The sequence below is a fragment of the Agrobacterium sp. SOY23 genome, from assembly GCF_027212525.1.
Classification (GTDB): Bacteria; Pseudomonadota; Alphaproteobacteria; order Rhizobiales; family Rhizobiaceae; genus Agrobacterium; species Agrobacterium tumefaciens_I.
Window position 1 is genome coordinate 454909 of sequence record NZ_JAPWDT010000003.1, and the last position, 13085, is coordinate 467993.

12 protein-coding genes and 1 pseudogene are annotated in these 13085 nt (G+C 59.6%); 10 read left to right on the top strand and 3 right to left on the bottom strand.

Annotated features, from left to right (window positions below; all coding sequences use genetic code 11):
- Positions 1 to 9 precede the first annotated feature (9 nt).
- A complete protein-coding gene (gene ugpA / locus O3S81_RS10905; protein WP_269343063.1) occupies positions 10 to 891 on the bottom strand; it encodes a sn-glycerol-3-phosphate ABC transporter permease UgpA in 882 nt (293 codons plus the stop codon).
- Positions 892 to 959: 68 nt separating this feature from the next.
- Positions 960 to 2270 (bottom strand): sn-glycerol-3-phosphate ABC transporter substrate-binding protein UgpB, encoded by a 1311-nt coding sequence (gene ugpB, locus O3S81_RS10910; RefSeq protein ID WP_269343505.1) that lies wholly within the window; start codon positions 2268 to 2270, stop codon positions 960 to 962.
- A 340-nt stretch (positions 2271 to 2610) separates the two neighbouring features.
- Here ugpB and O3S81_RS10915 point away from each other — a divergent pair, with 340 nt between their 5' ends.
- The 3 genes from O3S81_RS10915 to O3S81_RS10925 all read left to right on the top strand — a co-directional run bounded on the left by O3S81_RS10915 (position 2611) and on the right by O3S81_RS10925 (position 4518).
- Entirely contained in the window at positions 2611 to 3717 is a 1107-nt protein-coding gene (locus O3S81_RS10915) for a CobW family GTP-binding protein (protein WP_269343064.1), read from the top strand.
- Positions 3714 to 3983, top strand: a complete 270-nt coding sequence (locus O3S81_RS10920) for a hypothetical protein (RefSeq protein ID WP_269343065.1) — start codon at positions 3714 to 3716, stop codon at positions 3981 to 3983. Before O3S81_RS10915 ends, O3S81_RS10920 begins: the two co-directional genes overlap by 4 nt.
- Before the next feature lie 97 nt (positions 3984 to 4080).
- Complete coding sequence (locus O3S81_RS10925; protein WP_269343066.1) at positions 4081 to 4518, top strand: YqaA family protein; 438 nt, start codon at positions 4081 to 4083, stop codon at positions 4516 to 4518.
- A 203-nt stretch (positions 4519 to 4721) separates the two neighbouring features.
- Here O3S81_RS10925 and zigA read toward each other — a convergent pair whose 3' ends face one another.
- Complete coding sequence (gene zigA, locus O3S81_RS10930) at positions 4722 to 5927, bottom strand: zinc metallochaperone GTPase ZigA (RefSeq protein WP_269343067.1); 1206 nt, start codon at positions 5925 to 5927, stop codon at positions 4722 to 4724.
- A 298-nt stretch (positions 5928 to 6225) separates the two neighbouring features.
- Here zigA and aztA point away from each other — a divergent pair.
- The 7 genes and pseudogenes from aztA (at position 6226) to O3S81_RS10965 (ending at position 13015) form a co-directional block, all read left to right on the top strand.
- Positions 6226 to 7040: pseudogene (gene aztA, locus O3S81_RS10935) on the top strand (zinc ABC transporter ATP-binding protein AztA).
- Positions 7033 to 7899 carry a zinc ABC transporter permease AztB gene (aztB, locus tag O3S81_RS10940; RefSeq protein ID WP_269343069.1) on the top strand — a complete coding sequence of 289 codons (867 nt, stop codon included), beginning with the start codon at positions 7033 to 7035 and terminating at the stop codon, positions 7897 to 7899. Before aztA ends, aztB begins: the two are co-directional and overlap by 8 nt.
- Before the next feature lie 30 nt (positions 7900 to 7929).
- On the top strand, positions 7930 to 8955 hold the full coding sequence (aztC, locus tag O3S81_RS10945; protein ID WP_269343071.1) for a zinc ABC transporter substrate-binding protein AztC: 1026 nt from the start codon (positions 7930 to 7932) through the stop codon (positions 8953 to 8955).
- A gap of 129 nt (positions 8956 to 9084) precedes the next feature.
- Positions 9085 to 9558, top strand: a complete 474-nt coding sequence (locus tag O3S81_RS10950) for a ribonuclease H family protein (RefSeq protein WP_269343072.1) — start codon at positions 9085 to 9087, stop codon at positions 9556 to 9558.
- Between the two features lie 298 nt (positions 9559 to 9856).
- Positions 9857 to 10549 (top strand): FadR/GntR family transcriptional regulator, encoded by a 693-nt coding sequence (locus O3S81_RS10955; protein ID WP_269343506.1) that lies wholly within the window; start codon positions 9857 to 9859, stop codon positions 10547 to 10549.
- Complete coding sequence (locus tag O3S81_RS10960) at positions 10546 to 11718, top strand: PLP-dependent transferase (RefSeq protein ID WP_269343074.1); 1173 nt, start codon at positions 10546 to 10548, stop codon at positions 11716 to 11718. Before O3S81_RS10955 ends, O3S81_RS10960 begins: the two co-directional genes overlap by 4 nt.
- A gap of 37 nt (positions 11719 to 11755) precedes the next feature.
- Entirely contained in the window at positions 11756 to 13015 is a 1260-nt protein-coding gene (locus O3S81_RS10965; protein WP_174022843.1) for an ABC transporter substrate-binding protein, read from the top strand.
- Positions 13016 to 13085: the final 70 nt, after the last annotated feature.

Here is a 13085-nt window from a genome sequence, read left to right on the forward strand (position 1 = left end):
GGGAAATCCTCAGCCGTAATGCACGCGCTTCTCGACGAAGCGGAACTGGAAGGCGGTGAGCGCGATGACGATCACCATCAGGATCACGGATTGCGCGGCGGAAGAGCCGAGATTGAGGTTCACGAAGCCATCATTATAGACCTTGTAGACCAGCGTTTCGGTGGCCTTGGCGGGGCCGCCGCCGGTGACGGCATGGATGATGCCGAAGGTGTCGAAGAAGGCATAGACCGTGTTGACGACCAGGAGGAAGAAGGTGGTCGGTGCAAGCAGCGGGAAAACGATGGTCCAGAAGCGCCGCGAACCGCGTGCGCCGTCAATGGAGGCCGCTTCCAGCAGTGATTTCGGAATTGCCTGCAAGCCTGCGACAAAAAACAGGAAATTGTAACTGATCTGCTTCCATGCGGCGGCTGCGACGACGAGCAGCATGGCCTGATTGCCGTTAAGCAGCGGATCCCACATGATGCCGTTGCGGCGCAGGATGTAGGAGAAGGTGCCCATGGCCGGGTTGAACATGAACAGCCACAACATGCCGGCCACGGCGGGCGCGACGGCATAGGGCATGATCATCATGGTGCGGTAAAAACCCTTGCCGCGCACCACACGGTCGGCCGCGGTCGCCAGAAGCAGCGCCAGCCCCATGGAGACGAGCGCGGTGAGAATGCTGAAGATGACCGTGACCTGCAGCGAGTTGAGATAACTCTCATCCGACAGAACGGCGGAAAAATTGGCCAGCCCGACAAAATTGCTGTTCAGCCCGAAGGCATCCTCGCGCATGGTCGACTGGTAAAGCGCCTGGCTTGCTGGCCAGAAAAAGAAGATCACCGTGAGGATGATCTGCGGCGCGACCAGCAGATAGGGCAGGATCTTGTTGGGGAATACGACGCTTTGCACGGCGATCTCCTGATGACATGGGAATGCCGCCCGCACCTGAAAGGGATGCGGGCGGGGCAGGGGATCGCTTAGTTGCCGGCAGCCTGCTTGATGGCCGCATCACCGCGCTGGACGATCTTGTCCAGAGCCGTCTTGGCATCCTGCTTGCCGGCCAGCATTGCCTCGAATTCCTCGTTCATGATGTCGCGCACCTGCGGCAGGTTCACGAGACGAACGCCCTTGGAGTTTTCTGTCGGCGGCTTGCCCATCATCTGCAAAAGCGGCGTTTCGCGGGCAGGGTTCTTGTCGTAGAAACCGGATTTCTTGGTTTCCTCATAGGCCGCGATCGTCACCGGCATATAGCCGGAGACCTGATGCAGACGAGACTGGATCTTGGTCTGCGAGAGGAAATGGAAGAATTCCGCCACGCCCTTATATTCGGCGTCGCTCTTGCCGCCGAATACCCAGAGGCTGGCGCCGCCGGGAATGGTGTTCTGCGGGCCGTGGCCTTCATAATAGGGAAGCTGGCCGATGCCGTAATTCATACCGGTCTTGACGATATCGCCAAGGCCGCCGGAGGATTCGGTCAAGATGCCGCATTCACCGGACATGAAGAGCTGCTTGGCTTCCGAGGTACGGCCGCCATAACGGAAGGTGCCGTCCTTGGCGAGATCGGCAATCGCCTGGAAATGTTCGACGAAGAGCGGCGCATTGACCGCAAGCTTCACATCCGTGCCACCAAGCCCGTTTTCATTGCTGCCGTAGGAGACGTTGTTCCAGGCGGCGAAGTTTTCGGTCTGGATCCAGGTGAGCCAGGTGGAGGTGAAACCGCATTGTGCGGCACCGCTGGTCTTGATCTTCTTCGCAGCTTCGAAAACTTCCGGCCAGGTCTTCGGCGGGTTTGCGGCGTCAAGCCCGGCCTTCTGGAAGACATCCTTGTTGTAATAAAGGATCGGCGAGGACGAATTATAGGGGAAAGACAGCATGGTGCCGTCGGGCTTGGAATAATAAGCGACGATACCGGCCAGATATTCATCCTTGTTGAAGGTGTAGCCACCTTCCTTCAGCACGTCCGCCACCGGCTTGATGGCGCCGGCCGCACCCATCATCACACCCGAGCCGGCATCGAAGACCTGAATGATGGCCGGTGCCTGCTTGGCGCGGAAAGCGGCAATGCCGGCATTCAGCGTTTCGGGATAGGTGCCCTTGAAGACGGGCATGACCTTGTAGTCTTTCTGGCTGTCGTTGAATTCCTTCGCGAGTGAATCCACGACTTCGTTGTTGGCACCGGTCATGGCGTGCCACCACTGGATTTCCGTTACGGCGTATGCGTTCGATGTGACAAAAAACGAAAGCGCGGATGCCGCGGCAAGGCGGTAGCTGAGTTTTTTCAAGGTGATTCCTCCCGTTTTAAAAACAGTAAAAGATACATGCCCTTATTGCAGCCTATCCTCCTCGATCCGGCTGCGGGCGATCTTTTCTGTATTAGCATTGCTGATTAAAAGCGAACTCTAACGAAAATGCAAGAGAACGTGGAACGATTAAAACGAAAGTGAAGGGAATGATTTTATTATTCCATTTTGAGGGCATCCCGGTTTTTTCGTGTGTTCGTTGGTGCGAGGTTGGGGCTGCGGACAAGCGCCGATATGTGCGGAATGTCTAAATGCTATTGATATGTTATTACATAACATACTATGATGCTGCGAATTTTATGAATCGCAAGGTGCAGACGTGTTCGGAATGAAGCGAAAAAAGGCAGTTGACCGCAACGCTGATCCTGATGTCGCGCCACTCGCCCACACCGTGCCGGTCACCTTGCTCACCGGCTTTCTTGGCGCCGGCAAGACCACGCTGCTGAACGAGCTTCTGGCCGAACCGGCCATGGGGGACGCGGCCGTCATCGTCAATGAATTTGGCTCGGTGCCCATCGATCATGGTCTGGTCCGAACCGGTTCGGAGCGCTATTTCCAGACCACGACGGGCTGCATCTGCTGCACGGCCACGAGCGATATCCGCACTTCGCTGTACGAGTTGCATCAGGCCTTTCTCGAAGGAGTGATGCCGGAAATATCGCGTGTCGTGATCGAGACCACGGGACTTGCCGATCCCGCCCCGATCATCAACAGCCTGATTGCCGGCGGTACGCCGGCGCTTGGCCTGCGCGATCATATCGTTGCACGGCACTTTTATCTTTCGGGCGTTGTCACGGCGTTCGACGTCACTTCTGGCCGGGCGATGCTCGACAGTTTCATCGAGGGATGGAAACAGCTGGCCTTTGCCGATCACATTGTCCTCACCAAAACCGATCTCGTCGATGCGACGGCAATCGACCATGAGAGCCTCGCCGATCTCAATCCCGCCGCCTGCCTGCATGACGGCAATGCGGCCGATTTTGATCTTATGTCGTTATTTGCAGCGAAGAATTATTCGCTGCGTGGCAAGGCGGAGGATGTGCCGGGCTGGCTCGCGGCTGACAGACTGAACCTCCATGCCGCCCATGACCATGATATCAACCGCCATGGCGCGGGGGTGGAGGCCTTTGATCTCACCTTCGATGGCGTGCTCGATCCGCAGGCGATCGTCACCTTTCTCGAACTCGTCACCAGCAACGTGCATTCCGGCCTGCTGCGGCTCAAGGGAATTTTCGGCGCGACTGACGACCCGGAGCGGCCGGTTGTCGCCCATGCCGTACAGCACCGGCTTTATCCGTTGACCCGGCTGGAAAGCTGGCCGGATGGCAATCGTTCGACCCGCATCGTCCTGATCGGCATGGATATGCCGCAGCAGCCGATCCGCGATCTGTTCGACACATTGGCCGCGCAGGCTGGGCGAAAGGGCAGGGCATGAACAACCCGCTTGCGCGCAGCGGCTCCGCGATCATCTCGCAGGCCCGTCTCCTGAAGCAATGGTCCCGCGATCTGCTGCATCTTCAGTCCGAAGACATCGTCACCGTCAGCGAGCTTTCCTGTGTGCTGCCGGATTGCCCGCCGCGGGAAACGGTGATTGTCGTCCTGTTTACCTCGGGCGAAACCCGGCAAATATCCATCCACAAGGCGCTGCTGGAGGTGGATCATGACGATATCGTGCGTGCCATAGCCCCAAATTCGGCTTGAGAAACCGCCTCCAAGCGGCAGAGGCGCTTGACCGCCGCTGCCGTCATCCGCCACTTCAAGGACAGCGGCGGGATTCGCGGATGATGAAGGGCGGGCAATGGCCGATCTGGCGGTATATGCGGGTTTGTTTCTGACGGCGTTCATCGCGGCGACCATCCTGCCCATGCAGTCGGAGGCGGCGCTTGCCGGTCTCATCCTGCTGAAATCCCAACCTGTCTGGCTGCTGGTCGCCGTGGCAAGCGCCGGCAATGTCGCCGGCTCCTTCGCCAACTGGCTGCTTGGCCGCGGCATCGAGCGTTTCCGGCATGAACGCTGGTTTCCGGCCGGGGAAGCTGCGCTGCAGCGGGCGCAGAACTGGTACAGGCGTTACGGCAAATGGTCCCTGCTGCTCAGCTGGGCGCCGTTGATTGGCGACCCGCTGACCGTGGCAGCCGGGATCATGAAGGAGCCGCTGCCGGTGTTTCTGCTGCTGGTCACCATTGCCAAGGTCGGGAGATATGTCGTTCTGGCGCTGGTGACGTTGAATTTTCTATAATTTTTCAATTGCGTATTTTCGCGAGAGGGTGCCCCCCATTCTTCTCCCCCGCCGGGGAGATGATGGCTCGAAGGGTCGAATGAGGGGGAACGCTGCCGAATATCTCTACCCTTGCCCCCTCATCCCGCTGCCGCGACCTTCTCCCCGGCGGGGAGAAGGTAAAAACCGCTGCCGCTCGCCCAAAATACGGGCGGTGAGGACAATCAGGCCGCCTGCCGGTCCCAGCTTGCAAAAGGATCGGGCAGGTGCCGCCATGCATCCGGCGTGAAGGCCTCGGTATCGATCAGGCAGGCGTCTAGCTGCGCCCGGATACGGGCCTCGCTCATCGGATCGGAGCCGATGAAGACGATTTCCTGCCGGCGGTCGCCGAAGATCGGGTCGAGGTAGGGCTTCATCATGTCGAGGAACTGCTTTTCGCGCGGCCACTGCTCCTTCGGCACGGCGGACCACCAGAGCCCCATCTTGCCGGTGCGCACCAAGGCACCCGCCTGGCTGATCTCGCCGACATAACGCGGCCGGGTTGCCAGCCAGAAGAAACCCTTGGCGCGCACCACGCCCGGCCAGGCACGGTCTATGAAACGCTGGAACAGCACGGGGTCGAAGGGTTTTCTGGCGCGGTAGACGAAGGAGCGAATGCCATATTCTTCGGTTTCGGGAATATGGTCCTTGAAACCGTGCAGTTCCTTGAACCAGAGCGGATGTTCTTCGGCTTTCGCGAAATCGAAGCGGCCGGTGCCGAGAACCTCCTTCAGCGCCACCTTGCCGAAATCGGCCTCGATGAGCTTCGCATCCGGGTTCAGCCCGACGATGATCTTGCGGGCCGCATCCCGCTCATCCGGCGTGGCCGTGCCGATCTTGTTGAGGACGACGACATCGGCAAATTCGATCTGCTCCACCAGCAGGTCGACGATGGTGCGGTTGTCGCCGTCTCCGGCTGTTTCGCCCCGGTCGGCCAGGAAATCGGAAGAGCCGTAATCCCTGAGAAGATTGGCGGCATCCACCACCGTCACCATGGTGTCGAGCCTGGCGACATCGGATAGGCTGCGGCCGTTTTCATCGCGAAAATCAAAGGTCGCAGCCACCGGCAGGGGCTCGGCAATGCCGGTGGATTCGATCAGCAGATAATCGAAACGGCCCTGTTCGGCCAGCGCCCGCACTTCCGTCAGGAGATCGTCGCGCAGCGTGCAACAGATGCAGCCATTGGTCATTTCCACCAACTGTTCCTCGGTGCGGGAAAGATTGGCACCGCCATCTCGCACCAGTGCCGCATCGATATTGATCTCGCTCATGTCGTTGACGATCAGCGCCACGCGCAGCCCGTCGCGATTGGCGAGAATATGGTTGAGAAGCGTCGTCTTGCCGGCGCCGAGAAAGCCGGAAAGCACGGTGACGGGGAGTTTTTTCGACATTGGAACCTCGTTCTGTGGCAGCGGTCGGGCGGCCGTCACGACGGCCGCTGCAGGCGGATTGGAGACGATGGAGGATGCTGCATCGTGTTTTTCTTGTAACGTAATAACATTACATGATCACATCATGTCAACTGGCGACGGCAAAAACTCTTCTCTGGACGAGGGCAGGTGTGACGGCTCGTATGCGGCGAGTCCGATCATTTCCAATGATTAATGTTATTTCATTACATATTTGTTTGACGAATGTAATAACATTACATATCAAGAGCCATCGAATGACACCTGCCCGGAGGGATCGATGGACGATCCGTGCCTTATCTTCAGAAATCTCACGCTTGGATATGCCGGCCGCGCGGCGGTGCATCATCTCAATGGCGATGTCGCGCGCGGCTCGCTCACGGCGGTCGTCGGCGCCAATGGCTCGGGAAAATCGACGCTGATGAAGGGCATTGCCGGCATTTTGAGGCCGCTCGGCGGCGAATGCCGGGTCAGCCCCGAAGTCTCCATTGCCTATCTGCCGCAACAATCGGAGCTCGACCGGTCCTTCCCGGCGCAGGTGCGCGATCTGGTTGCGCTTGGCCTGTGGCCGAAGCGCGGCCTGCTCGGCCGTCACCGTTCCGATGATCGGGCAGCGATGGCCCGCGCGCTGGAGGCGGTCGGCCTCTCCGGCTTTGAAAAGCGCAATATCGATTCACTTTCCGGCGGCCAGATGCAACGCGCGCTTTTCGCCCGTGCCATGCTTCAGGATGCCCGGCTGATCCTGCTGGATGAACCCTTTAATGCGGTCGATGAGCGCACCGTGACCGATCTTATGGTGCTCATCAAGGCATGGGTGGCGGAGGGGCGCACGGTGCTGGCCGTGCTGCATGACCACCAGCTGGTGCGGCAGCATTTCCCCCAGACGTTGTTTCTGGCGCGCAGACTTGTCGGGTTTGGTTCGACGGCAGATGTGCTCAAGGCCGAAAACCTGCGGCAGGCGCGAAACTTCCACGAGGCCTGGGAGGAAAATGCGCCGTGGTGCGAGCCCGCCGACACGCCTTCGCTTCATGCAATCGGGGCAGGCCCGCAGATTGCCCCGTCCATTCCCACCCGAATTTGAATGCCCATGGCTGATATCTTTATCGAACCGTTTATCCAGTACGTCTTCATGCAACGGGCGCTTGCCGGTGCGCTGATCCTTGCCGCAAGTTGTGGCCCGGTCGGCGTGTTTTTGATGCTGCGCCGCATGAGCCTGACGGGCGATGCCATGGCGCATGCCATTCTGCCGGGGGCGGCCGTCGGATTTCTGTTTTACGGGCTGGAAATCCTGCCGATGACCATTGGCGGGCTGGTTGTCGGCCTGCTGGTTGCGCTGGGTGCCGGTGCGGTGTCGCGTTTCACCATTCAGAAGGAAGACGCGTCGCTTGCCGCCTTTTATCTCATCTCGCTGGCGCTCGGCGTGCTGCTCGTTTCATGGCGCGGTTCCAGCGTGGATCTCATGCATGTCCTGTTCGGCACCGTGCTGGCGCTGAACAATGAGGCGCTCGGTCTGATCGGCGGCATCTGCATCGTGACGCTGTTGGTGATGGTGGTGTTCTGGAGGGCGCTTTTGGCGGAATGCCTCGATCCCCTGTTCCTGCGCTCGGTCAGTAACTGGGGCAGCCCCGTGCATTTCCTCTTCCTCGCCATCGTCGTGCTCAATCTCGTTGGCGGGTTTCAGGCGCTCGGAACCCTGCTTTCGGTCGGGCTGATGATGTTGCCCGCCGCCGCCAGCCGCTTCTGGTCCAACCGCGTGGCACCCATGTGCTTCATCTCGATCGGCATCGGCATGGTCTCGTGTTTTGTCGGCCTGCTCCTGTCCTACCACGCGTCGCTGCCCTCCGGTCCGGCGATCATCCTTGCGGCGGGCGTCATCTATGTCCTGTCCATCCTCTTCGGCACGCGTGGCGTGCTCGTCGATCTTCTCGGTTCCGGTCGCCACAGAACGGCCTGAAAACAGCCTCTGAAAAAAGGAGAACTTCCAATGTTCAAAACCTTCCGTCTTGCCACCTGCGTCAGCCTTCTTTCCCTTTCCCCGGTCGTGATGGCGCAGGCTTCGGCTGCCGAACTTAAAGTCGTGGCCAGCTTCTCGATCATCGCCGACTTCGCGAAGAATGTCGGCGGCAACCGTGTCGACATCACCACGCTCGTCGGCCCGGATGGTGATGCCCATGTCTACGAGCCGCGCCCGGCCGATGCCGTCGCCGTCAGCAAGGCGGATGTGGTGCTGGTCAACGGCCTGGAGTTTGAAGGTTTCCTGAAGCGGCTGATCGAAACGAGCGGCACCAAGGCCCCCGTCGTTGAGCTGACGAAGGGTGTGGAACCGCTCAAGCTTTCCGACGAGCCGGCAGGTCACGCCCATCCGGAAGCCGAAGAAGAGGAAGGCCACGACCATAAAGCGGAAGAAGCCGGCCACAAGCATGAGACCGCCGAGGCCCATGACCACGACCATGACCACGAGGGTCACCACCATCACGGTGAATACGATCCACATGCCTGGCAGTCGATCAAGAACGCCGAAATCTACGTGAAGAACATTGCCGGTGCCTTTTGCGAGGTCGACAAGGCCGGTTGCGCCACATACACCGCCAATTCGGATGCCTATGTCGCCAAGCTTGCCGCTCTGAACGAGAAGGTGAAGACCGAAATCGCCGCCATCCCGCCGGAAAAACGTGTCATCATCACCTCGCATGACGCCTTCGGTTATTTCGAGCATGCCTATGGCCTGAATTTCCTCGCGCCCGAGGGTATCTCGACCGAATCCGAAGCCTCGGCCGCAGATGTCGCCAAGCTGGTGGATCAGGTAAAACACGACAAGGCCTCGGCCATTTTCGTCGAAAACATCACCGACAAGCGGCTGATCGACCAGATCGCCAAGGAAACCGGCCTGAAGGTTGGCGGCACGCTCTATTCCGATGCGCTTTCCAAAGCCGAAGGTCCGGCTGCGACCTATATCGATATGGTCAACCACAACATGCAGACGATTACGGCCGCCGTTCTCGGCCAGTAAAAGGCGAAGTTTCAGCCTGAACCAGGGGAGGGTGGCTTGCGCCGCCCTCTTTGCTTTTGTGAAACGAGCGATCCCTTCACAATCGCCTGTTTCCTTTAACGATTTCCATTTCGATGCTACACACCCTTCATGTCCGATGCGCTTCACATCTTCACCGACGGCTCATTCGATGATGCCTCCCGATCCGGAGGATGGGCGTTCGTCGTTCATGAGGCAGGGCACCAAGTCCATTCCGCCTCGGGCAAGACGGTTGGCACATCGAATAATAGTTTCGAGGTGCTCGCCGTCCTGAACGCAATGTCCTGGATCGCCGCCGAGGCGCCAACGCGCGCAGTCACGCTCTGGACGGATGCAGTTCATGTGATTGAGGGCTGCCGCCGTTATAGGGCGATCTGGCGCAACAACGGCTGGAAGCGGATCACGCCCAACCAGCGCGCCCGCCGAAGACCGATCCCCGACAGGGAAATCTGGCAGCAGCTCGACAAGCTGCTCGAGCGGCATCCCCATGTGGTCGTGGAATGGTGCAAAGGGCATTCCGGCACAGCCGGCAATGAACGTGCCGATGCATTGGCGCGTGATGTCGCCCGTAGGGCGGCGACTTAACCGCCGGTCGCCAGTCACCGTCATTCACGCCTAAAATTATTCATTTCAGCCGTCCGCGGTCTCGACCTTTTCCGTATCGGGCGATTGCGCCGATACTTGTCCCGGACCGTGAACCCACATGACCACGCGCGGGATTGCCTGAATTGTTTTAGGGGTTTGGAGGTCGTTTCAGACCCCGCGCCTGGGGCGTGGCGCGTCACCCCTTTTGTTGACGGTTGACAATCGATTTGCCGTTTGAAATGGTAAGATGTCAGACCAATTTAGGGGATGCGTCTTGGACAGGCCCAACCGCGAACTCATGCAGCCCATTCCGCCGAGCGACCGTGTGCGCCAGGTCGAGGCCGCATTGTCCGATTATGTCGAGCGGGCCGGACTGAAGGCGGGAGATCGGTTGCCGGCGGAGCGCGAACTGATGGCGGCGCTGGCTGTAGGCCGGTCAACCATTCGCGAAGTCATCCGCAAGTTTCAGGCACTCGGCGTCATCGACAGCCGCAAGGGCAGCGGCAATTATCTGCTGAAGCCGATTTCCGCCGCCACCGTGCATATGCCTATTTCCATCGATGCCGAAAGCCTGCGTGACGCGCTGCTGATGACGCTGGAAGTGCGGCGCGGCATCGAGGTCGAGGCCTCCATGGCCGCCGCCCGCCGCCGCACGGCGGAGGATATCGCCACCATGGAAGCGCGGCTCGATGAGATGGAGCGCGTGCATCTGGCCGAAGGCACCTCCGGCAAGGCCGACCTTGCCTTCCATCTTTCGATTTATGACGCCACGCATAATTCGCTGTTCAAGCAGCTGCTGGAGCAGATGCGCGAAGGTTTCGAACGTTTCTGGCTGAAGCCCTTCGACCGGCCGGATTTCGCAAGTCGCTCCTTTCCCTTTCACCGCACCCTGTTCAACGCGATCGCCGCCGGTGATGCGGAAACGGCGCGGGAAGAAACACTGAAAATCCTCGCCGTTGTCGAGGAAGATATCAAGGACATGTCGAAATGAACCATGGCAACGATCTCTTCGATCCCGCCTCCCTGATCGTCGCCCATGACGAAGCTCACGCCTTCGAGGCCGTGGTGCCGCCCATCGTGCAGACCTCGCTTTTCACCTTTTCCAGCTATGATGAAATGGTCTCCACCTATCGCGGCGAGAAGATGCGACCGGTCTATACGCGCGGGCTGAACCCCACTGTTCGACTGTTCGAAGAAATGCTGGCCAAGCTTGAAGGTGCGGAAGATGCGCTGGGTTTTGCAAGCGGCATGTCGGCCATCTCATCCACCGTGCTTTCCTTCGTCTCGCCGGGTGATCGGATCGTCGCGGTGCGCCATGTCTATCCCGATGCGTTCCGCCTGTTCGGCACCTTCATGCAGCGCATGAATATCGAGGTTGTCTATGTCGACGGCCGCGACGAGGCGGCGGTTGAAAAGGCGATGCCGGGCGCGAAGCTCTTCTACATGGAAAGCCCGACAAGCTGGGTGATGGAAGCCCATGATGTCGGCGCGCTGGCCGCCATCGGCAAACGGCACGGTGCCGTCACCGTCATTGACAATTCCTGGGCGAGCCCGGTCTTCCAGCAGCCGATTTCGCTCGGCGTCGATCTCGTTCTGCATTCCGCCTCGAAATATCTGGGCGGCCATAGCGACGTGGTCTCCGGCGTGGTGGCCGGTTCCAAGGCGATGATCGATCGCATCCGGGCGGAAACCTATCCCTATCTCGGTGGCAAGATGTCGCCCTTCGATGCCTGGCTGCTTATCCGCGGGCTTCGCACCCTGCCGCTGCGCATGAGGGCGCATCAGGCCTCGGCGCTGGATATCGCAACCCGTCTTCATGCGCTGGATGTGGTGGAAACGGTCTGCCATCCGGGACTGGCGAACCGCCTGCCGCCGGGCCTCAACGGCACCTCCGGCCTGTTTTCCTTCATCTTTAAGGAAGGGGTGGATGTGCGCGCTTTTGCCGACCGCCTCAAGCTTTTCAAACTGGGTGTTTCCTGGGGCGGGCATGAAAGCCTGATCGTTCCCGGTGAAGTGGTGCTCGAACAGAAGGCGCAGCCGAACTCCGCCCACACCTTCGGCATCAGCGCGCGTTCGGTGCGCCTGCATGTCGGGCTGGAGGGCACGGAAGCGCTCTGGAACGATCTCGAACCCGCGATAAAGGCAGCCACCGCCGCCTGACGTGTTTTTAAACTGACCACAAAAAGGGGAGAACGACATGAAAAAACTGGTAACAGCAGCAATCTTCACCGCCCTGATGACCGGAACGGCGCTGGCGGACACGACCCTCAAGCTGGTGGAGGTCATCACCAGCCCGGAGCGGACGGAAACTTTGAAGGGCATCGTTTCGAAGTTCGAAGCGGCCAATCCCGGTACCAAGGTGGAGATCATCTCTCTGCCGTGGAGTGAAGCCTTCCAGAAATTCGCCACCATGGTCTCGGCCGGCGATGTGCCTGACGTGATGGAAATGCCCGACACCTGGCTGTCGCTTTACGCCAATAACGGCATGCTCGAAAGCCTTGAGCCTTATCTCGCCAAGTGGGAGCACACCGCGGGCCTGAGCGAGCGCACGCTTGAACTCGGCCGCGATGTCAAGGACACGGCCTATATGCTGCCCTATGGTTTTTACCTGCGTGCCATGTTCTACAACAAGAAACTGCTGGCCGAAGCCGGCGTGAAGGAACCGCCGAAGACACTCGATGAATTTGCCGATGCGTCCAAGAAGGTCGCAGCCCTTCCCGGCAAATATGGCTACTGCCTGCGCGGCGGCCCGGGCGGCCTCAACGGCTGGGTCATGTTCGGCGCTTCCATGGCGGGCTCGAACGAATTCTTCACCAAGGACGGCACCTCCACCTTCGACAGCCCCGGCTGGGTGAAGGGCCTGACCTATGTGATCGATCTCTACAAGAACGGTTATGCGCCGAAGGACAGCGTCAACTGGGGCTTCAACGAGATCGTTGCTGGCTTTTATTCCGGCACCTGCGCCTTCCTCGATCAGGACCCGGATGCGCTGATCGCCATTGCCCAGCGCATGAAGCCGGAAGATTTCGGCGTCATGACCATGCCCAAGGGCCCCGACGGCAAGACCTTCCCGACGATCGGTTTCGCCGGCTGGTCGATGATGTCGAAATCCGAAAACAAGGACCTTTCCTGGAAGCTGATCGAAACACTCGAGGGGCCGGAAGGCAATATCGAGTGGAACAAGAAGACCGGGGCGCTGCCGGTGCACAAGTCGGCGGAGAAGGACCCCTTCTATGCCAGCGAGCAGTTCAAGGGCTGGTTCGACGAACTGGCCGACAAGAACGCCGTGCCGACGACGATGCCGACCTATCTTGAGGAATTCGCCTTCTTCAAGGATTCGCTTGTGATCAAGACTTCGCAGGAAGCGCTGCTCGGCGATATCACGCCGGAAGACCTTGCCAAACAATGGGCTGATTACATGACCAAGGCGCAGCAGAAGTTCCTGGCCTCGAAGTAACGACATTGACCGGCCGTGCGGGCGCAAATGCCCGTGCGGCGGTCTTGCCGGCCTTCGCTGCGACAGGCCT